Here is a 21,922-nt window from a genome sequence, read left to right as displayed (position 1 = left end):
GACATTAAAATAACACATGTTATTATATTTGTATGTTAATTATATGATGCGACAAGTGTATGGTTTGATAGTTATAAAACAGGAGGTTTTATATGATAAAAAAGGACGGAACAAGGTGGTTCAGTGAGACTCCAGAGGGAGTATATGAGCTTAGTAATGATAATGCATACTACGGGGTGGCTACAGAAATTTTAGAACTGATCTCATCGGATGAACTGGAAGGTGTTAAGGAGAGGATTTCTCGCGTAGTTGAACTTTACAAGATATCTAATGGCTTGCATTGTTCATCGAATATTGAACCAGGGAAAAGATGTCAGTGGCTATCGCCTATCTTTGAACAGCTTTCAATTAGAGGTAAAGAACCGCATCTGTGCGAGGTTGTTGCTCGCTATGCTGTAAGAGAGGCGTGGAGAATAGTTAGGGTTGAAAAGAGTAGCGACATGCTGTGGGAACTGTATGCTTTTTATAGGGATAAGATATTTCCACTTGTACTGTATAGAGAGTTGTATAAATGTGAGCAGTATATGAGAATTGTTCATGCTTTTTATACTGAGGTTGGCATCAAATCTCCGGAAAAAGGAGAACATATCGATATAGAGGAGTTTTTCTACGGGTTGGAAAGAGGCCGAGTAAAGGGGTGGAATACTTCTTTTAAAGTAGAGTGTGATGAGAGGCTCTTTAGGATCCATCCTGTGTTCCATGATGAAAGGGATGTATTTTTAGATTTAGTACATATTCCAGTGCAGCTTGCTAAATATGGTTTATCTTTCAATACTTTGCCAGAGGAACATAGAGCGATTTATAAATCAACTATCGAGTGTTCGGAGTTTGCATATGGGTATGATCGTATTTTTGATTTCCATGATGCGCAGCAGCATTTTAAGCACAATGACAGGGATGTGAGAGATTTTTATAAGCGTGCCGATGAGATGGGGTGGGACGGTTTTTGCTTTGTAATGGCATCTTTGATAGTGTCAAATAGCATGCGTAATCGTATTGCTAGAAAGTGTGGGTTTAGCAGTTCGGATGTTGCACAGTATAAAGACCCTACGAAAAATGTATTCAGGAGTATAGGACGCGGAATACAGATTGCGATTGCTTCGGCGGTTGCGATTGTGGGAATTGCGATTCTAGTCATTGTTGGAGGTGGCATTGGTAGTAGATTTGGATGGGTTGCTGGTGTATTGGCAGATGGAGCCATACTTGGAGTTATATTTAATCCAATGACGAGATTGATCTTCTGGGATTCAAACAGTGACTATCATGTTGGGGTAAGTTCCAAGGGCGGATATATATTTTGGAAATAAGTAGAATTGAATAATGTAAAGACGTTTTTTAAAAAGGATGTTTTTTCTACACACAATCCAATAAAAGGATTGTGTGTTTTTTTTGTGAATTTTTATAGTGTTTGAAACGTTCTCCAATACGAATGTGCCGCAACCTAGAGTTTATGCACATTCCATGGCGATGAGAATCAAATTATATGTTTGGATATTTTTGGGTTTTTTTGTTTAAAAATAGTTGCTATAAATGTGCACTTAAAATTACCTTTATTAAGGTGAGTCAAAATTTAGTTAATTTATTCACATATATAGTGCGCTTTTGGAGGTAACTAATGGCGGTTTTAAATTTACTTTATGGTTTTAAACAAGAGAATATTGAGACAAGTATAAATAAGGAAATAATGCTTCGTGGTTATACGGCCAAGAGTGTACTTCGTTCTTCTAAGGAAACTATTAAAGATTATCTTGCAAAACATAGCGAGATACAAGCAGTAGTTCTCAAGGAATATTTAGATGGCGGTGAGAAGTTTAGCATTAAGGAGATTGTTGAGCTTGCTGATTATACAAGGGCGACAATCGTGGTAGTACTTGCTACAACGCATCGAGGGAAGAATGAGATGAAGGATCTGTATAGTGCAGGAATCCTTACAGCATTTTTCTCTGATGGTAAGTTTGGTGCTAATCCTGATGTGATCGCTGATCTGATTGTAAAGGGTAGAGATAGAAAAGAAGCGAGGAAATATTACAGGATTGAAGAGGTCATTCCTGACCATATTAATCTTACTTATTCCGAGTTTAGAGATTGTTATAAATATCTTCTTTCTAAGGAAGAGGGTTTAAATATCGCAGAGCGTTTCGTGACTATTTCAAGATGGTTATATCCAGGTCAGATGGGAGCGTTTTGTGATGCTTTACCTGACAAGGTAAAGGAAATACTGATGCAGTATCGTGAGTTTTATGACATTGCTAATAAGGCATACAGACTTGGCTATGCGAAACAGAAATATAAGATGCCAAAGGGTGTGACGCGTGGAGTTACTCCTGAGGGGCTTCAGAATAAGTTGGCAAGCGAGTCAAAGGCTAGAAGTAAGGCGGGACAATCAGAACCAATTATTAAACCTGCAAATGTAACGGATAGCTTTGCGGAGCGAGTAGTGGAAGAGTTTGGTGATGATGTCGCTTTAGAAGTAGTTAAAGACGATGCGCCTGTTGTTAAAGAAAAACCAAAAAAGGTTAAGAAAAGTAGAGATGATCTGTTTGCCATGGATGGTGATGTAGAGCTTGTCAGAAAAGATAAGAAATCTTTATTCAATAGGAAGAAAGTAGTCGAAGAGCTTGATGAGGAACCGGCAACTGTTGCAGAAGATGAGCAGCCATGGGATGAGGACATTATGGAAAGCCATTCTCCTGAGCTGTATGAGGAACAGGTTGATGAAAATTATGGTAGTTCCGATTATGGAGAGTCGCTTGAAGTAGAAGCTCCTGTGAGGGATGAGGAACCTGCTAGAAAGCCTAAAAAAGTAGTTAGAGAGAGGCAGGTTGTTAGCACGCCAAGTAAAACACCAGCGCCTAAGAGGGTTACACCAGCCCCTAAGGTGACAAAGGCTTCATCTCATGCGGACTATTCATCAATGAGCACTGAAGAACTTATGGCAATGTTAAGCCAATAAACATTTGTAGTTTACGGAATGTTAATACTATTTTAACGCAATATTAATAATGTTTACGCTTAGTTTATAAAATAAACATAAACTGAACAAAATTGCGTATTATTATGCTTTTTGTCGTTGCGTTAATTTTACAGCGCTTATGCGTTTAAGGAGAGGTAAAAATTTGTTATGAATGAGAATAAAAATCCACAAGGACGTGAAATCAAGAGAAGAAAGCAAACTGGTTATAGACTGTTCCAGAAGAAGGACTATGGAACAATCTATGAGAAGAATGAGGCGAGGTTTCCATTACCTGATATTGGAGACTATGTAATCGTTGAGTATAAGCACACTTATTCAAGAAGAAGAAATGAGGGTAAGGTTAAGGCAGTTTATAAGCCTGACTCTAGTTACTATAGTGCTAATGGACTTCCGCTTGTATTTAAGGTGGTGGATATAACTTGCCCTGAGGATCCTCTTAAGGGAGCGATTATGCTTGAGGCTACTGTTAAGAGTGGATATACATATAAATCTTCTGTGAATAAACTTAGGGTCTCTATCGGGTATTACAGATTGAACAAGCAGGAGTCTGGTGCGCAGCTTACAGAGTCACCTACTAATGACATTGACGATATGATTGCTGAGTTTGCTCCATTCTATAGAAAGAAACTTTTTGGCGAGGGTGATGGTTTAGATGAATGCCGTGCTTAAAAAATCATTCCTTATATCACTTATTTCTATAATATGTATTTTTGCTCTTAGTGGCTGTTCTTATATTACTGATAATGTGGCAGCAGGGCAGGAATCAGTTAATGAGTATCTTGATAACGGGAATATAAATGTTAAATTTGACACTTACTCAGCTGGCGAGATGGTCGAGGGTGTTAAGGAGGCGGCTGGCAATACATATTATGATGCTAAAAGCGGAGAATATGTTGAGGCTGGGCGCTATAGGATAAATAAGGGTGCAGATGCATTGAAAGCTGTCTGGCCACCTATATCAATATTTTGTCTTGCTGTTGGCTTTTTAATAAGAAGAGTTAATAAATCAAGTGCAGCTATTAGGAAATTTGCTCTTATTATGGAGCTTGTAATCCCGATAGTGCTGACAGTTATAGTTTATGTTTTCTGCTATGCAGCAGATAGCAGTATTGTAAATCTGTTTGACAGATTTTTCTAAAAGGAGATTTGTAATTTATGGGTAAGTATATTGAAAAATATTCTGCGTTACTTCGTGATGATCAGCAGAGAAACACAACTCGTTTACCAGAAGATAAGAATGTAGTTGAACCTTTAGCAAGGTATCGTGAAGCAAAGGCTAAGAATCAGGCTTTTAGCGTAGTATTTGGTCTTGCTACTCCAGAAGGCTCTCTTTATGGGGAGGATGAGTATGGTGTAACAATCGTACTCGAAAACGAGGTTCTTGCAAAAGATCTTTCATATTTTACTGCGTATATCAAAGACAGATTTATGAATGTTGACTTCAATGTGCTTGTTAAAGACATTGATGAGAAGAATAATACTGTATTTGTTCGTAGCGCACACTCTGATAGAGGAACAACTAAGGCAAAGCTTATCTCTGAGATTATTCACGACTTAAATGGCGGAAAGAAGCTTATCGTTCCAGGAACTATTATTTCTGTTTCAGAAAACAGAGTTCTTGTAAATATTTTGGGACAGGGCATCTTGGGTATTTGCCGTATTAAGCATTGGACTAATGGTTTCCAGAGAACCCTTGTTAATTCCATAGAGGTTGGCGAAGTGTACGATTTCCTTATTGATAGTATGCTTCCAAAGGGAAAGCATGCAACACAGGCTTTTGCGCTTACAAGAGATACTATAACTGAGGATCCTTGGAAGAATCTTCCTGATTTTATTAAAGAAGATACAGTAATTGATGTTACTTGTATAGAAAAGCCTGATGGAAAGACTTATTGGTGGGGTAAGTCAAACTTTGTTAAGGGTATTGAGATTATGTGTGATTACACAGAGAACATCGGCAGACCACTTATTGGGGCTATGTATAAGTGTAAGATCAAGAAACTTAGTCCCGTAGACCATGTGTTTAAGGTTGTTCCTTTTGCACTTGCATCGAAGGATCCACAAACTATTGCAGCAGTTAAGTTTATTAATAGACGTAGAAAGAGTAAGGCTGTTGTCTAACAGCGGGTATTAGAGGTATTAGAAATGGATATCGCTACAAAACAGAAATCTGTCCTTATGAGACAGCAATTAAATGGTGGAAATAGAGTGTATGTCTGCCAGGATAAGTTGAGAGAAACTCTTGATAGAGAGTATCACTATCTTGACAGTGATCTTAAGCTTAAGAGATTTGCAGCTGATGAGCTAGGTTTTGTGTCAGATTGCCATCTGCTTTATGCAGTTGCAAACCTTGGCGTAGCAGATACAGATGCTATCACTATGTTTAACAAGGCTCTTCATAGGACAGCTCCTGAACTTCATATCATGGATGTCAACAATTCTGACAATGTTCGTTCAAGACTTCATGCTCTTATGACAAGTGGATTCCTTTTTAAGATCACTTATGAGGTTGATACATTTGATGCAGATAATAAGCCAAGACTTACTCACATGTCACTTTACACATGTGCTCAGGATGGTATCTATCACATGAATCAGGTGCTTGGTAAGAGGATGGTGCATCAGAATTGGATACAGGCTAAGAACCCTTATGAAATTGTTGGGCTTGCAGCTTCAGGTTATGTTGCATCAAAGATGGCTCTTGCTGATACATTCTGTGAATTCAAGCAGGGTATTTTCCAGACTAAGGCTATCGGCACTTGCTTCATTCCAGCAATTCTTAAATTTAAGTATGAGAATGGCGAGCCTGTACATGTTGGTGTTATAGATGCATATCTCAATAGATATGAGATTGCTCAGTCTAAGGGAGACCACGAGGATAGGTGTATCTATAAGGTTAATCTGATTAAGCAGTTCTTATACTCAAGAGATATGAAGAATACTGTCGGCAGAGCTGTTGTTGTAGTTGAGAACAATGCTGATCTTGTGGAAATGGCTGATTGGATTATGAGGCTTGATAACCTTGGCGATGATCTTGATAGAGTTTACTTTACCGGTGAAGGTGTACATAAGGCTGGAAATGAGACTTCTGATTGCTTCCTTAGGATCAAGAAGGCAAAGAACAAGCAGGGCTACGATCTTGTTCCAGTTAAGCCAGATTTTCTTTGATGCATGTAGATTTTTTAGTGTTAGTAGGAGGCGGGAAAATCCCGTTATATTATGAATAAACGTTCTAAAACAATATTAGCAGTGCTTGGAGTATTACTTGTTTTTCTGCTTGCCATGAATGTGCTTGTTGGCGCAGTTCATGTTGAGGAGCCTGAGCAGGTGGTATTTCCACAAGGTGAGCTTCAAGACTCAGTGTTTGTTGCTCAGAATAATGAGTATGTTGAGAATGAGTCATTGTCTAATACTTATTCTTTTGAATCAGTTCCATATATGGTAGACGTTCCTGCAGGAAATGGAGCAAAAATTGGTTCTGGTATGATTTATCAGCTTTCAAATGGCTATTTTGCATACGTGGCTGAGTATACAGATCAGTATGATGTTCAGGATATTATTGCATCACAGTTCCCTGCAGCTCTCCTTATTAACTATGTGCCAGAGAGAACGTTGATTACTACTGAGGTTGATAAGGTTGGTTATATCAATGGTTTTAAGAGCGAATATGTTGCAGATTCATTATATGTAACTGACGGCGTTGCAAATCAACAGGCAACTGTTCTTGGTTATGCGCTTGATGTTCCAGAGGGTGTCTATTTTGGTAACCACTTGTTTGTTGCTGTAGGTACGGTAAATAGAACAACTGATGCTGCGGATACCTGCGCGTCAGTATTGTCAGCAATCATTAAAACAGTACGCTACGATGAGAAGCTTGATAAGTCTCTTACTGAGGCTAGGGAAGCAGCTCAGCAAGAAATATTAGCAAAACAAGAAGAGGAGGCAGCGGCATTAGCATCAGCTGAAGCATCTTCAACTGATGGTTCAGATATGTCACTTGCAATTGTTGGCGATGAGGTTACTGAGTCAGTTCCTATTGTTGTTCCTTCTGATTACGAGAATTTTGTTCTTTATGTTGATTGGACTATGGCTAATCCTAATGCAGTTCTTGAATTGTTCTTCCCAGATGGGCAGTCATACTGCACACCTATTGAGCAGACAGAGTATGGGGTTAAGTTTTCACTTACCTCTGCAACTCAGGGAACATATTCTCTTAGGATCATGAATTATCAGCAGTGCGGAGATATTGCGACTACTATAAGTGGTGACCCTGTTGAACAGTAAAGATGGAGAGTGATTGTAATGAATGCTTCTGATAAGAATAGATTTTGGAGTGCAATGACAAAGCTTTCTGCTAAAGATCGTATTACGCTGTTTTTTGGATTTGTTGTTGTAGTTAGTGTTGTTTGTGCAGGCGTTTTCCACCTTGTTTCAAGTAATTCGCTTCTTAGCTTTTCGTTTCCTGACTCTACACTAGCAAGTACTGATGCGGCTCAGACCTATAGAAGAAACCAGTATGAAAATTTTTCAACGGTCATTCATTTTCCAAACACTCAGTATGGTGCGTGTGCTACAGGCGACCTCTATTATAGCTCTAAGGAAGCCATATCTTTTAAGGACGAACAATTTGTCTTTGTGTATGGCGTAAAGGATGTTAGCGTTTCTACTGCTGATTCATACGCTTTCTCACTCTCTACTGTTATAGATGGGGGGGAGGCGAGCCCTACTAATTCATATGTAAGCGCTATTAACGATAGCGGCTATATAAATGCCACTTATGCAACATATGAGGCTGGCACCATTACTTCAAATGGGAAGGAATATTATGTCGTTTCTTATCAGTATAGGGTTGACGGGAAGGATCTGATCCTGCTAGTTGCTACTGATGTGAGGGATAAGTCGAAGCTTATTAAGGCTAAAAAGAATTATCTTGAAAAGATGTTTTACACTTTGACAAAGTTTGATTCTGACACAAGCTCTGTAGTAAGCGGTGGTGTAGATACTACTGATAGCACTGTTGGAAAGGTGACGGTAGTTGTCGAGTCTGATTCTGATGCTAATTCTCAGGAACAGGGTTCATCAGCTGCGGCTTCTGATATGTCATTATCTACTGAAAAAACTGCAGAGCAGATGGAAAAAGAGTTAGATGAGCATAATTACCACATTTTATATCCTAATGCGGTTGATCTTGATAGGTACATCGATGTGGATAGTAGTTTGACTAGTAGTGTAGTTGTTTTCTTTTTTAGATATGTAAATACAGATATAACACCAAATGATGCATACCTGTTGGCTCCTGATGGTACATACTATAAGCCTAGCTATTGGAATACTAATAAGGATGGTATGGTTTGCTTCAAAATTGCAAATCCTATGGAGGGTACGTATGGCATGCACATTTCTGCTGATGGGGCCTATGGGACTTATATTGTTGATGTGCTAGCTGAGGGCGTGTATGACAGCATTTACGGTGATGATATTGAGCCTCGCCCACATGACATGGATGAGTGATGCAGTAAGTTGTTGTTTTGAGGATTTTTTAAATGGCTAATGATAGCAGGGGGTTTGATACTCCTGAAGCATATAAATTTGTAGAGGAAAAAGCAAAAAATAAAGCTAAGCAGATTGCTAAAAAACCAGTCAACAAGCTTAAAAATAAAATTAAGGGTGTAATCAAGGAAAAAACCAAAAAAATTAGATGGATTATCCTTGCTATTGTACCGGCGATTATTATCATAGTATTGATTCCTGTGTTACTTCTACAAGGATTGTGGGATATTGTTGATGCAGTTAAGAAGACTGTCTCGCATGAGTGGGCGACTATTTGGAATAAGCCTGAATTTGACAATGACGCTATGAGTGCTTGGGATAGTGGTGGTGATCCTGACAAAACAAGCCAGATCCTTGAGAGTATGAAGGCTACGTATGATAAGAAAAAAAATGGGGCTTCTGACGGAGCAAGTAGTGATTCTTCGGAGTATGACGAGGAGACTCAGGCTGCGTTAGATGACCTTATGCGTGAGGAACATGTATTTCTTGCTCCCGAGGACATGATTGATATCACACAGGAGTGCGCCGATTATAATGACGAGATATTTGAGTGGAATGATATCTATTATGAGTCTCATCAGTGGGAGCTTGTAAGGAATACTACTGAGGCAGGCGCTTTTATTAATTGGACCTGGGAAGAAACAAATCCGTGCAAAGACGTAATTCCTGATATAACGGATACTTCTGCTAACGATGGGATTTATGGAAAAATGACGGAGGAGAACTTCAAAGGAGAAATTATTAATGGGGAGAGAGTATATACTGTCCATTGGCAAGAAATGATGGCTCTTGCTTATATGATTTCTGAGGAACAGTACCGTGAGAAAACTCTTGATGGCGAGACTAACGACGAATCAACTTATACTGCAAGTGAGGGTGGTGTTGATAAAATCAATAGTACTGATGGTTATTACTTATCGACATCTGACTTAAATTACATTTATAGGGTTTTTGAATACAATTTTGTTCATAGATATAACGCCGTTAAAGATAAGAATCATCAACACGCTCGCACTGCAATAAAGTATGATACTATTTCGACAAATCCAAAGGTGGCTTATAGATACTCCAGGGTGGCGGATCCAACTAACTGGGGACCATTTAACTCTGACCCGCATGGTTATAGCGGAGAAACTATTACACCAACTATATTCGCTCCTGATATTGCGCCCACTGGGGCGGCAAATATGATTGAGACTATTACGTATCAGTATGTGTCAACATCTGAAGTGCCTGATTATACGCCAGATCCTGAAAACTATACTCCACCCGAGGGTGATTATTTAGTGGGTAAGTGGAGAATAATTAATCCGGATACTTTTATAAACACATTATCCTCTGATGATTATTGTCCTTATTATAAAGAGGAGAATAATGAGAGTGGCCAGAAAGATTATAACTGGGTAGATAGGATGATGGAGAGATATGTTTTCTACCTTGATTTTATCTGCATGGGTACAGGCGTTGGCAATAGTCGCAGTGACTACTTTACGCATCTTGCAGAACTCTACAATAATAATCAGATAGAAGTCTATTATTATGGGATGAAGCCTTCTGATGAGGCAATTCTTGAGTTTATTGAGAATTTACAGGAGCAATATCCTGGCAAGGAAATTTTGATCAATTATGATAACGCCGTTGATTATGGTCAGTTTTATACCGTAACTACTGCTGATGTTAAGAGTCAGGCTAGTTCAGGGACTATTCCTTTTGCTAGTTATGGGGTAACAGTACCTACAGGCGTTGGAAGTGGTGGTTCAAGTGTTAACCCTGGCGATGCCGAGAGTGGAAGAGTTGATATAGAGGCTAGTTACGTTGGTGATGTGTACATTGCAGAGCATACGAATCCAACAACAGGTAAACATTACGTAGTAAATGGCTTTGTTTCGCTTGTTGATGGGGCAGATACTCCTCTTGATGGTGGATACTACTATACGAGGGAAGAGATTGCCGCAATGGTGTCTAAGGTTGGTAACTTAAAGGAGAATTCATTTAATTGGGACGCTGTTGTTGACGATCTGACGGAGTATCAGCACGCTACTCAAGTAGATGTGGCTGCACTACTAGCTATAATCATGACTGAGTATTCGAGAGGCATAGGTGTTCCTACTTATAACTGGTATAATCTTACGACTGAAAGTGGGTGTTATTTCATACACAAGGATACTGGACAGAGAAAATGGTGGAATCCTAAGGAAGAATACCAGAATTCATATTCTTCCATGACTACAAAGTATGGAACGACGGGATATAAAACGCTTGAAGGTTGCTGTATGGTTGAGTGTATGGATTCTATTGTTAGGCGTTATTGGAAAAAGGGGCAAAACACCTTTTATAGAATGACGTTTAACACGTATGGTTATCCCCAGGATTATGACAGCTCTATGGCTGCAATGGGTAATATTACTCATTCGTATTGTCCATGGTGGGATGATAATGGTTTTACAAGTACGGGAAAATCTGAAAATATGTGGTGTAATAGAAATGCTATTAATAAAATGATTCTCCTGCAGGCGGCAGGAATATCCAGCTAGTTAACACATATTAACGCAAATTTTATTATGTTTAATTATGCTGCCTCATTTCTCTTTCCGTACGCTTGTGCTAAAGCTCAAGCTGGCTACTAATGGCGTTTGTAACTAAAGTAGTCAGCGAGGGAAGGTTTTGTTTTTGAAAGGGTTGTGTTTTATGACATCTATGGTTAATGAATTTCAGTGGCGTGGCGATAAATCTCGCGCGCAGCTAGAAAAGAAACATTACGTAAAGACATATTTAGCAAATAATGGGATATCTGCAAAGCTAAAGGGCTACAATGCTTTGGTTTATGTGATCCTTTATGCTGCAGAGCATCCACAAGCATCTTGTCAGGAGTTATTTGAAGCATATTCCGAGACAGACGGTGCTTTTACTAATGACTATAGGATGGCATATAAGACTTCAACCTATGCCATCAAAAAGGTAACGAATTTAAAGGGTATTACTACATTTCAGTTTATTAAAGATTGTTCTGTAGCTTTGGAGGCATAATATGAAAAAGAAATTATTATCAGTTATTCTTATATCTGCTGCCGTGGTTATGTCTTTGACAGCATGTGGTAAAAAGAGTAATGCGACGGATACTGCTAGCGAGGATGTGTCACTTGCTCCTTTAGTGGAGACACTTCCTCAGCTTAGCGAGGCTACTCCAGAAGTAGAGAACAATTCCGTAGGACTTATGGCTTTTTATCCTAATAGCAATGAAAATATGTACGCTCTTGCGGGCACCAATGCTATAACCTTTTATTTTGAGAATAAGGGGATTCAGCTTGGTGACGGAAAGATCGGGGTGTATGAGGCTGAGACAAACAATATCTATTCTACAGTAGACGTTGCGGACGCATCTTCATTTGTAATTGGAGAGATGGATGGAGTTGGTACTTCTCTTACCGGATGGGAGAGCGGAACGAAGATCGATGTGTATTTCTCAAAGATCTTTGAGACAGGCAAAAATTACTACGTCCTTATGGATGAAGGGGTGTTTGCACTTGGCAGCGTATCATCTGCTCCTGTAACTAATGCATCACTTATCACATTTTCTGTCAAGAATTATGGTGTTGATATTACTGGTCTTGATCTTAATAAGACATATAAGGTTGGCGATACTGTTACTCTTAGCGTTTTAGTTGATGGTGATGGTGCAACCATGTTTGCTCTCAAAGAGTACGATCAGACTTTCATTACTGCAACTCCTGATTCAGCAACAACAAGCTCTGCTGTGTCATTGACTTTTGATAAGCCAGGCACTCCATCTGTTACTATTGCATTTTTCAAGGGTGGCAAACAGGTAGATTCAGTTACTTTCTCATTCCCTGTTGCTGACGAAAACGGCGTTGTTGCATCATCTGATGCGAATTCTAGTGCATCTGAGGATGCATCAAAGTAATGTACTTTATGTGTCTGCTAGGTTATTTTTCCTTTACATAAAAAGAGACTATGAGAAACGGGTGAACAAACTTGTTGATGGGTAATTGTTTTGATGGTTTTGATTGATGAGTAGGTATTCACTCATACCGAAATAACGTGTACAAAGCGTAAAGAAATAAGGTATATATCACTATATGTGGTATATGCCTTATTACATTTAAAAGAAGCTAAACTCGACTTGGGGTTTAGCTTCTTTTATAGAATATGCGGACATTATATTCTCATGTAAATAAAGATACAGTCATTATCAAAACGTGGCTTTAACCTTGCATGAAGTTTCTTCTCATCTTCCGGATCAAGACGTTGGAAATGATATTTTGTTAAATAACGATTCAGCAATTTACCATCTTTATCAACAGAAAAACCATACAGAATTTCACAGCCTATTACATCTTGTATACCTTTAACTATTGGAATAATGAAGTCGTTAAAGATGATTAGGCCACATCCTTTATGATAAGGATATTTTTCTATATACGAATCATTTATTGCAAATTCAGCCAATTCAATGCCTGACATTGCATCGAAAACTGTTTTTTCTTTACCACCATCAATTATGATATGTTCGTTTTTGGTGACTAGCCCTGCTTTTAATCCGAAGTACGCAACTAGTTCATTAGTCACAATATCTCTTACTAAATATATACGCTGGGCATTATGCTCTTCATCGTGGAATGAATAGTTCTGTAAGTATTCTATTAGTCCAATGCCACTAGGGATTGAAATACGGAATTCATCTACATCATGCATATTGTCTCTGCTTAATGTTAAATGCTCACAGTAAAACAATTCATTCTTAAGTATAATATTACTTTGATTCATGCATTTCTTTTGCCATGATTCGGCGTTTCATCTCCTGAACTTCAGCCTTCATATCATCATATGGTGGCTTTGGCGATGTACGTATTTGCTCAAATATTTTGTTTCCAAGTTCATCTGGTATGTCCGTTAAAGTAAAAGTTACTCTTTCAGCCATGTCCATTCCTCCTATCATAGGCATTCTCCTCTCTTGTTAATAATATATACCAACAGGGAAGGGAGCGTCCGCATCTCCAAACCCTGATTGATAACCGCTTGGTTATAAATAGGGCTTGGATGCCCATATTCAATTATTTTTCGCATAAAAGCGAATATTATAGACCTTTGCCCACTTAAAACTAAGTACCTATGGCAATGCTTTAAGTGTAAATGTTAAGCAAGGGTGTTAGTAATTATACTTGCTAACAAACGAAATTTATAAGGTAATCTACCTGTATTATAGCAAATATATTTGGTTTAGCAATCTTGCAGAATTCAGGGGAAAGATGCGTATCTTGTGACTTTTTGCGCTATTTTGTGCCAATTTGTTGTTGCGGCTAATGTTCTTATTACTATAAGATAATATTGTCTTTTTATTGGTATTTCTCGTACTTAGTGTGTATCTACACTATGTTCTACACAAATCCACTTGTCGTGGTGATTACCATTTAACTAGGAGGAAAATTACAAGTTCGCATATTAGAGACGCTATTTGCGTCTTATTTTTATGCCAACTTTTAATTTATAAATTTTATGAAAGGAGGAATGTCGCATGATTAAGACGTTCCATGGCATGGATAAGATCTGTGCTGGTAGCAAGGAGGAGGCAGTCAGCTTACTAAATGAGATGTATGAAAATACTTCTCTTGGAAAGCGTGAGATTACTGAAAGGGTGTCTTTAGATGGACTGTCAATTGGCGATGTTGTGAGGGTGTATAATCATTTCTCACGTTCTAAGGAGGCATCAAATGAAAAAGTTTTCCTTAGAGCTGCTTAATGAACAACTTAAGGCTTCGAAAGATGCAGAGTATGTTACTGATACTCCAGAGGGACTTGATCCTGATATGTTTGAGAGGTTTTTGAGGGTTTTAAGAGCAAAATCGTCTGAAGAGATTGCTGATATTACTGATGATGAGCTGGTTTCAATCTTGTGTGATTGTAATCAGTTTTTTAATGTGCTTGTTTTTGACACTATCTTTAATGATACGAAGATGCGTCAGCTTGCAGACATGAAGTCAGTTGTCTCAGCAAGAAGAGTTCTGTAAAAAGGAGGTTAGTTATGGAACTATTTGTCACTAACTACACGGATCGTGTAGGGAATGAATTTCTACGTGTAAGGAATGTAGAGGAGAATGGCGAAGAGGTCGTGAGGATACTCACTGTCCCTCAGTTCTGTTCGTATCTTGGTCATTCACTCGTAGACGATGTTCAGCTAGTAAAGGTAAAGGATAATTTCTGGCCACAGAATACTGTAGAAAAGTATTTTGGTGACTATGACAATTATGTTTGTACTTGGATAGTTGAACCTGCTGTAAGGGTTATTGTTTTTGGAAACAGACATTACCATGTACCTTTTCCACGTCTTTTATTCAAAATAAAGGTGTCGAAAGGAAGTGTTGTACATAAGAGATGCTTTGCACTAAAAAACGGGGATGATAAGACTCTTTATCAGTATCCTTTTGGCAATGTTAGTGATAGCGGTCATATCTGTACCGGAAATATTAAAATTGAAGGTCTGAACGAGGCTGTCTGTACGTTTTCAGAGGAATTTTTCCTAGGAAAAACAAACAATGATTACTATGGCAATGGGACTGGCAGAGTTAAGCCTGCTTGTTCTCAGGCTAAATTACTTGAAAAGTTGGAAAAACTTGATGTATTTCCAGAGAAGTGGCTCGTTGAAACGGGCGTAATTGAAGAGTTGCTTGAAAAAGCAGTCGCTTAACACATAACTAAAAACGAATTTTAAAAAGGAGGAAAGTTCGTCATATTTGACGAATGAATTATTTATTATGGATTTTGAATCTTTCAACATTTTTGATGCATTTGGAATGAATGAGACTACAGAGGATAAGGCAGATGAGGTAAAGGAGACTAAAAAAGCTAAGGCAGAGGTTGTAGATATTGCAGCTGATGAGGTTGCAGATACTGTCGATCTTGAAAGCGAGGCTGAGGATTCAGTTGTCATTTCAGATTCAACAGAAGAAGAGGCAAAGGATAAGGCAAGTAAGAAAAAAGCAGCTCCTAAGAAAAAGAAGGAGTCAACTCTAGTTGGACCTGTTGTTGTTAAGGGTATTGGTTTTACTTTTACTTATGGTGACAATGGCGTGAAGTACAAGCCTGTGGAAGTGGCTAAGGCTGCTTATGATGCTGGCTATAAAGAGGTCGCTCTTATGGAGCTTTATCACGATGGTGTTTCTACTGTTTTCTGTAATTTTAAGAAGGCTACTAATGAGGATGAACAGATCGGAGAGCGTGTTACTATCCTTAGCGGAGAAAACAGAGCTTCTTATCAGACATCTGATTTTGGCGATCTTGAGGCTGAGGAGGTTTCCGTATTTGATTTGTCTCTTAAATATGTTGAGTCTCACCCAGATTTCAAAGGATGCTCACTTTGTGTTGACACTGCTATCGAATCTGCAACACCTGTGTTCACAAAGAAAGTAACTCTTGTTGATGATAAGGATTATGCTGTCTATAGTGATGGCGGTAATCAGACATTAACAGGTGCACAGATTAAGAACCTTTATCCTGAAAAGGACGTTACTGTTGTTGCATATACTTCTGATGCGGATATTCTGTTTATTGGTGCTACTACTAAGAACAGAGTAACCGCAAGTCGTAGTGACTTTGGTATTGAGGGTGAGTCTAGATCAGTTAAGACAAAGGAACTCTACAGACTTCCTTTTGTATTATGGATTGAGACTTACGGAACAAAGGCTCAACTTACTGCGGATAATTTTGGCGGTAAGGCAGTTGTAGACAAGAATGATATTGTAGACTATCTAAAGAACTATTATAGGATCTTTAGATCACAATCCAGAAAATTTGATATCTCTTATGATAGAAATGCCGGCATTGTCGGTGTTGCTGTTGTATCAGGTGAGAAAGGAGCTGCTGTTGCAGCTCCTTCTTTTAATATCGTATCTAACGTTATCACTTTTCCTTTTTACAGAGTTGATTCTGAATATAAGGAGCGTGTTGAGAATACTGAATTGGGTATATTTAGGGGCTATGAGAATGTGGAAACACATGATGTGCATGGTGTAACTTTTGAGAGAAAGCTACCTAAGATTCCAGCATATTTACTCTCTGATATTATCAAGGAGTTTTCCAAGGATCTATCCAAGGAGAATATGGTTCAAATATATTGGTCTGTAAACGACCAGTGTTATTACATTAAAAAACCTACTGCCTCATATACAAAGGTCAGAGTGCTTTATGAGATGTGCCATACCGATGATATTCTTGCTCTTACAATTCATAGTCACAATACAATGACAGGTAGATTTTCAGCTATTGATGATGCTGATGAGATTTATACTGGTCTGTTTGGCGTTATCGGAAATCTTGATAAAAATGAGCTTACAATGAGTTTCAGAGCAGGAATGGAAGGTTCTTTTACTACCATTAAGTGCTCTGAGCTTTTTTCATTTGATGGTTTCGGAGGGATATGCGCATGAGTAGTACGGTTAATGGAAAGCCTTTAGCTGAAGTTCTTGCTTCACTTAGAAAGGTAAAATATCCTGCCGCTAAGAAAGGAAAGTATGATTATTTCAAGATTGACGAGTATATCTCTGTCTTTGATGAGATTGTTGGTATTGCTAACTATCTTGTAGATTATACAGATTTTTCTTATAGCAAAATTACTACTAGTCAGGAACAGTATACGGTGAAATGTCGTATTTCTATCTTATCAGATGATGGGAAAGTTGTTCTCTATAGGGAGTCTTATGGCGGGTATACTTGTCAGTATGAGAAGAATACCGGTAAAGATACTAACCTTTCTAATTCATCTAATTTTGCTTGTCATGCTGCTTTTAAAAATGCGGCAAAGCGTTTTGGTATCTTTGGAGCTTATTGCGGAGGCAATAATGAGAATTCTGATGTGTTTTCTAAGGAGCCAGACGAGACTTCAAGGAATCAGAACAAGAAAAATAGCGTGATTAACTTCGTTACCGACGGTAAATTTGAAGTAATAGATACAAAGGATGATCGTCCTGTATATAAGCTAAATGCATACGAGATAGTGGGGGATGTATGTAGGGATTCAATCTCACAGATCATCTTCTATCCTAATATGTATTCTAAGGACGCAAAGAAAATGAACGGCTATATTACTAAGTGTTGTAATAGCCGCACAAGAATGAGAATCAAAGTTCAATGTGTTGCAGAAAGAAATTCTGTAAAACAGTATGTATTCAAATCATTTGAGAGAGCTGCATAGGAGGACATGTATGGATAAGGTAATTACGCAAGACGCATTAAAGCGTTATCGATACAATACTCGTTTCTTATGCTTATGGCTAAGAGAGTTGCAGCTTTTTGCAGATAAACGTGAAGCTGGCAAAGAGATCAACCAGGGTATGTTTGCTTACGCTTGTAAAAAATGTACTTTTTATAAGGCTGAGTTCCTTAAATGCAAGGAAGAACTGGGGTATAACGATAAGTTTTCTTTTTTGGAGGACAATCATTTTATAGGCTTTTCAATTATCAATGGGAAGTTTGTTGGTGATGTATCTGATTCACAGATCAATGCTATAACTGATAAGTGGTATTATGGTTTTCCTGAAAGGGCTAACCATTATCAGTATGAGGTTGGTTGTTATGTGGATACTATGTCCGAAAAAAGGGATTTTACTAATTGGTTGTACAAAGATTATTTGAATGCTTCGAACTGATTCATAGTATTAGCAGTCAACTTTTAAAGTTGGCTGCTTTTTATTTATAACAAGGAGGATTTATTTATATGGAACAACCCAAGATTAAATATAATATTGCTGTTATTGGCAGTGGTGGAACGGGAACATACTTCCTTAAGGAGTTTTCTCGTTTTATCGCAGGGGGTAATCCTAATATTGGAAGTCTATATATTTTTGATGGTGATGTCATTGAGGATAAGAATCTTGCAAGACAGTCATTTACACAGGAAGATGTAGGCTTTAACAAGGCATCGGTTATGGCTGATGTACTTTCAAGTGCTTTTTCACTTAAATGGAGGGCTTTTGCTACATATCTTACTGAACTAGACCAGCTAAAGGACTTGTCCAGTAATGTCGGCTCAGTACTTTATATACCATTGATCGTAGGTTGTGTTGATAATCATGCTTGCCGTATGTTGCTTGAAGATTATTTTAACGCTAACGACAACGTAATTTATTATGACTCTGCTAATGAATTTTCGACAGGTGAGGTTATTTTTAGTTACAAACTTAATGGTAAGGTACTTAGCCCTACAAGGTCTCACTATTTTCCACAGATCAAGAACGCCGATTTAAGGAGTGTTACTGAAATGAGCTGCGAGGAGCTTAATAACGTTGCTCCACAGCATATTGCTACTAATATGTGCGCGGGTAATATCCTGTTAAAGGAGATCACTTCAATGTTGTCTGGTAAACCACATCCAGGTATGGTTACTTTTGATACTGATACTTATTATCAGGAGTTTATGCCATATTCTGATAATAATTGTGTCGCATAAGGAGGGTTTTATGATAAATACTTCTCTTGCAAAGCATATTATCAGAGAAAGTCCATACAATCGTGTTGGAGTTGGGTCATATTATGGCTCATACAACCTTACGTATGAGCTTCAATATGAGAAGTTCTTAGATGTACTGCATTCAAGAATGTTTGATTGCGGTAAGAACGTAAATTACGACATTGTTTTATCGGGTAATACTTTGACCGCAGGTGGCGATGAAGTAAGCATTAACGAGGACCTTGAGGTTTACCTTGATAGGTATGATATGGCCTACGGAGCTGGTACTGGAAAAGATTACTATAGCAGACTCATTTTAGAATTGGAAAAGCTTGGTATATTCGATAACTTTTCTATATATGAAGATGAGCTTGCGGAGTTAAGCGATTCACCTATTAGTGGTGATGGGCAGGAGGGCTTTGATGAAATTATGCGTGATTATGCTAGGACATTTTTATCTAAGCGTGAACTACTTAGGTTTGATACTAAGAGGTTTTCTGAGGCAGTACCAGAATTTGTTGATGAGCTGTGCTTTGAGTGGGATTGTGACCCGACTATGGAGACTAGTGATAAGTATTATATCGTGTTTGAATCTTCAATCATTGGGAAGCTACTTTCATTAGACGTTACGGACAGTGAGCTAGACATTGCGAAAAAGCTTTTGAGTAATGCTTTTTTGGGATTACATACCCGTGTAGCCAGTGATGGCACTTTTTATTGTTGGGGTATCTTTGGAGCCGATGAGATGGAGCAGGTGCATTTATGTGATTTACCACTAAACAGTGGTGCGCAGGTTGCCTTGGTTATGGCGTTGGCTGAGAGATACGGACTTATTTCTAAAAAGGAGGATATTGAACTGTGCGAAAAAGTGGCAGCATAGACTTTGAGCTTTCTGGGGATATGATATCTCTATGTAAGCATGAAAACAGAGCCTATGAGTTCAAAGATAAGATTCGCCAGCTGTTAAATGCTCGTAGAGAAGGGGTTGATATCAAGCAGTTTACTAAGACTGAGATGCATTTCCCTTCTATTTTTTATGATGCAGGTGTTAGCTATAATAATATGGACCTATTTGAATTTAATGATGGTTCATGGTTTGACGTATTTGGAAATTATATCAGTACGGATTCAATTAAGATCCTAAAATTGTTATTCGATACAGTGCTTTCTACTGAGGGCCTTGAGGATAGCTTTGATATAGTTAGTGATGAGTATGTCGATTATATTGTCGATATGTATGGCTATGATATTGATGATGAGTTTCAAGATGATGCTCTTGATGATATCTCCCGTGTCGCAAAAGAAATGGACGCAGCTTTAACAAGTGGCGATATATCTGTATTGGCTAGTAGCTTTTTTGATGCGATTGCAGAATTATTCTGCGATGTTGGACTTACTGGCGAGCATGTGAGGTGTAACTTTCCTTTAATTGGAGAGCTCTTATATGCTAACGAGAATAATCAAATGACTATTCACGCCTATAGTTCAAAGGATGTTTATTTGTATGATTCATACAAGGATAGGCTACCTAAAGAAATCAGAAAGCGGGCTGATGGATATATTAGTATATTCCGTGATCCATTTTCGTCTGCATGTTTTGATGATGCTTATTTCAACTTTACGTGCATAGACGATGATAGTGCGAAGAATACGATTGTCATGTTCAAAATGTCAAAGCGTGATTATTTTAATGATTGTTTTGTGAATGAGCATGTGATGAAGTTATTCTTTGTTGATGCGGTGAATTTTGTTGGCAAGGAATTGCCAGCACTTAGAGAAAGGTATGGGAATGGCAAATCAGCTGTTCCCATGTCTTTTTTATTGCATAAAACACTACATTTCATGCGCTTGTTTGCGTTATTTTTTGTCACTTTGTCGTTGCTGTAACTACTATATTTATATAGAATTATTGTGTATTTCTTTATTATTTTTCGTAATTAACGTAGATCAACGTTATGTAATTCCCAAACCCTCATGTCGAGGTGAACATATTTTAAACAGGAGAAATTATAGATTCGCATATTTCAAGACGCTTTGTGCGTCTTTTTTTATTGCCAATCTTTAATCATATATATCAAATAAAAAGGAGGTTGTGACATGGAGAGTGTCATGAAAACAGTGGTTCAGGCAAGTAGTTTTTATACTTGTAGAACTAAAAAACAAATGTCTGCAAAGACAGTTACTAGAAGCAGTGTTTTATATGGCGTATTGAACCAGCTTGGTGACAGACTTTCTGATGGTAGGGTGCAGGAATTGTACGCAGCAATCAGAAGTGGTTATCAAGATATTTCATTTCAATATGACTATGTAAGGGATATGCAGATCGCTGACGATGTTTCTTGCTTGAAACGGTTTATTGACTTTCTAGGCGGTTCTAAGATTCTGTCAGCAAAAACACCATTAACTGTAGAGACATCACGCTTTAAATTCTTGTCTTACGTTAATCTCATTGCAGAGAGAGACGGCCAATTGTATGCATATATTGTCTTTCCTAAAAAGGCTGATAAAAGCCCTAATGGAAAGTCAATTCATACTAATTCCGAGACGGATCTAAATGTGATGTGCGCAAAGGCTTCGCTTGAAGAGAGGTATCCAGGTATCAATATTGCTTTGGTATATCTTTTTAACGAGGATGATGCTCTTGGCAAGCCTGCTCAATTCAGAGTTCTTAAGACAAAGAAGAGTAATATCTTCATCCATGATTTTGCATCATACTATGATGAACATGGTTTTTCTTTTGATACTCTGTACGCTCAACTTGAGAAGGCAGCTATGACAAAGGTTTCTTACAATTGCTTTACTTGTGATTGCAGGGACTTTTGCCAAAAGAACACTATCTCAAATATGCCTAAGGCAAACGCCAAAGACGAAGCGGGCGCTGTAGGCTATCAGATGCCTACATTTACCGATACTCAGCAAAAGGTTATCAATAAGATTGA

Annotated in this window: 23 protein-coding genes; 21 read left to right on the top strand and 2 right to left on the bottom strand. The window is 38.2% G+C overall.

The window, feature by feature from the left end:
- Nucleotides 1-92 precede the first annotated feature (92 nt).
- From T541_RS0114380 to T541_RS0114330, 11 genes are all read left to right on the top strand, one after another.
- The gene (locus T541_RS0114380; RefSeq protein ID WP_026653364.1) at nt 93-1,307 is read left to right on the top strand and encodes a hypothetical protein; all 1,215 of its coding nucleotides are present in this window, start codon (nt 93-95) and stop codon (nt 1,305-1,307) included.
- Between the two features lie 308 nt (nt 1,308-1,615).
- Nucleotides 1,616-2,953 (top strand): hypothetical protein, encoded by a 1,338-nt coding sequence (locus tag T541_RS0114375; protein ID WP_026653363.1) that lies wholly within the window; start codon nt 1,616-1,618, stop codon nt 2,951-2,953.
- 168 nt (nt 2,954-3,121) lie between these two features.
- Nucleotides 3,122-3,643, top strand: a complete 522-nt coding sequence (locus tag T541_RS0114370; protein ID WP_026653362.1) for a hypothetical protein — start codon at nt 3,122-3,124, stop codon at nt 3,641-3,643.
- Nucleotides 3,636-4,112, top strand: coding sequence for a hypothetical protein (locus T541_RS0114365; protein WP_155839536.1), 477 nt, complete (start codon nt 3,636-3,638; stop codon nt 4,110-4,112). The genes T541_RS0114370 and T541_RS0114365 overlap by 8 nt, the downstream gene beginning before the upstream one ends.
- Before the next feature lie 17 nt (nt 4,113-4,129).
- The gene (locus T541_RS0114360) at nt 4,130-5,095 is read left to right on the top strand and encodes a hypothetical protein (RefSeq protein WP_026653360.1); all 966 of its coding nucleotides are present in this window, start codon (nt 4,130-4,132) and stop codon (nt 5,093-5,095) included.
- Between the two features lie 24 nt (nt 5,096-5,119).
- Nucleotides 5,120-6,142, top strand: a complete 1,023-nt coding sequence (locus T541_RS0114355) for a hypothetical protein (RefSeq protein ID WP_026653359.1) — start codon at nt 5,120-5,122, stop codon at nt 6,140-6,142.
- A 51-nt stretch (nt 6,143-6,193) separates the two neighbouring features.
- The gene (locus tag T541_RS0114350) at nt 6,194-7,258 is read left to right on the top strand and encodes a hypothetical protein (RefSeq protein WP_026653358.1); all 1,065 of its coding nucleotides are present in this window, start codon (nt 6,194-6,196) and stop codon (nt 7,256-7,258) included.
- Between the two features lie 18 nt (nt 7,259-7,276).
- Complete coding sequence (locus T541_RS0114345) at nt 7,277-8,485, top strand: hypothetical protein (RefSeq protein ID WP_026653357.1); 1,209 nt, start codon at nt 7,277-7,279, stop codon at nt 8,483-8,485.
- A 32-nt stretch (nt 8,486-8,517) separates the two neighbouring features.
- Nucleotides 8,518-11,058, top strand: coding sequence for a hypothetical protein (locus T541_RS0114340; RefSeq protein ID WP_026653356.1), 2,541 nt, complete (start codon nt 8,518-8,520; stop codon nt 11,056-11,058).
- Nucleotides 11,059-11,212: 154 nt separating this feature from the next.
- On the top strand, nt 11,213-11,551 hold the full coding sequence (locus tag T541_RS0114335; RefSeq protein WP_026653355.1) for a hypothetical protein: 339 nt from the start codon (nt 11,213-11,215) through the stop codon (nt 11,549-11,551).
- 1 nt (nt 11,552) lies between these two features.
- Nucleotides 11,553-12,446: a hypothetical protein gene (locus T541_RS0114330; RefSeq protein WP_026653354.1), complete on the top strand. Its 894-nt coding sequence runs from the start codon at nt 11,553-11,555 to the stop codon at nt 12,444-12,446.
- Nucleotides 12,447-12,700: 254 nt separating this feature from the next.
- Here T541_RS0114330 and T541_RS0114325 read toward each other — a convergent pair whose 3' ends face one another.
- Together T541_RS0114325 and T541_RS0114320 are read right to left on the bottom strand one after the other, a co-directional pair.
- The gene (locus tag T541_RS0114325) at nt 12,701-13,237 is read right to left on the bottom strand and encodes a hypothetical protein (protein ID WP_197025179.1); all 537 of its coding nucleotides are present in this window, start codon (nt 13,235-13,237) and stop codon (nt 12,701-12,703) included.
- 58 nt (nt 13,238-13,295) lie between these two features.
- On the bottom strand, nt 13,296-13,463 hold the full coding sequence (locus tag T541_RS0114320) for a hypothetical protein (protein ID WP_155839535.1): 168 nt from the start codon (nt 13,461-13,463) through the stop codon (nt 13,296-13,298).
- 594 nt (nt 13,464-14,057) lie between these two features.
- Here T541_RS0114320 and T541_RS0114315 point away from each other — a divergent pair.
- The 10 genes from T541_RS0114315 to T541_RS19775 form a co-directional block, all read left to right on the top strand.
- A complete protein-coding gene (locus T541_RS0114315; protein WP_026653351.1) occupies nt 14,058-14,282 on the top strand; it encodes a hypothetical protein in 225 nt (74 codons plus the stop codon).
- Nucleotides 14,254-14,550, top strand: coding sequence for a hypothetical protein (locus T541_RS0114310; protein WP_026653350.1), 297 nt, complete (start codon nt 14,254-14,256; stop codon nt 14,548-14,550). Before T541_RS0114315 ends, T541_RS0114310 begins: the two co-directional genes overlap by 29 nt.
- 14 nt (nt 14,551-14,564) lie before the next feature.
- Entirely contained in the window at nt 14,565-15,227 is a 663-nt protein-coding gene (locus tag T541_RS0114305) for a hypothetical protein (RefSeq protein ID WP_026653349.1), read from the top strand.
- Nucleotides 15,228-15,294: 67 nt separating this feature from the next.
- Complete coding sequence (locus T541_RS0114300; protein ID WP_026653348.1) at nt 15,295-16,965, top strand: hypothetical protein; 1,671 nt, start codon at nt 15,295-15,297, stop codon at nt 16,963-16,965.
- Nucleotides 16,962-17,729 carry a Rad52/Rad22 family DNA repair protein gene (locus tag T541_RS0114295; protein ID WP_026653347.1) on the top strand — a complete coding sequence of 256 codons (768 nt, stop codon included), beginning with the start codon at nt 16,962-16,964 and terminating at the stop codon, nt 17,727-17,729. Before T541_RS0114300 ends, T541_RS0114295 begins: the two co-directional genes overlap by 4 nt.
- Nucleotides 17,730-17,739: 10 nt before the next feature.
- Nucleotides 17,740-18,183, top strand: coding sequence for a hypothetical protein (locus T541_RS0114290; protein WP_026653346.1), 444 nt, complete (start codon nt 17,740-17,742; stop codon nt 18,181-18,183).
- A gap of 68 nt (nt 18,184-18,251) precedes the next feature.
- Nucleotides 18,252-18,983 (top strand): ThiF family adenylyltransferase, encoded by a 732-nt coding sequence (locus T541_RS0114285; protein WP_026653345.1) that lies wholly within the window; start codon nt 18,252-18,254, stop codon nt 18,981-18,983.
- Nucleotides 18,984-18,993: 10 nt separating this feature from the next.
- Nucleotides 18,994-19,863 (top strand): hypothetical protein, encoded by an 870-nt coding sequence (locus T541_RS0114280; RefSeq protein ID WP_026653344.1) that lies wholly within the window; start codon nt 18,994-18,996, stop codon nt 19,861-19,863.
- The gene (locus T541_RS0114275; RefSeq protein WP_026653343.1) at nt 19,842-20,870 is read left to right on the top strand and encodes a hypothetical protein; all 1,029 of its coding nucleotides are present in this window, start codon (nt 19,842-19,844) and stop codon (nt 20,868-20,870) included. Before T541_RS0114280 ends, T541_RS0114275 begins: the two co-directional genes overlap by 22 nt.
- A 210-nt stretch (nt 20,871-21,080) precedes the next feature.
- The coding region (locus tag T541_RS19775) for a hypothetical protein (RefSeq protein ID WP_034467369.1) at nt 21,081-21,922 on the top strand (842 nt) is incomplete at its 3' end.

The sequence above is a fragment of the Butyrivibrio proteoclasticus P6B7 genome (assembly GCF_000622085.1).
GTDB lineage: Bacteria > Bacillota > Clostridia > Lachnospirales > Lachnospiraceae > Butyrivibrio > Butyrivibrio proteoclasticus_A.
Note: the sequence above shows the minus strand (reverse complement) of the source record. Positions and strands in the feature narration are given on the sequence as shown.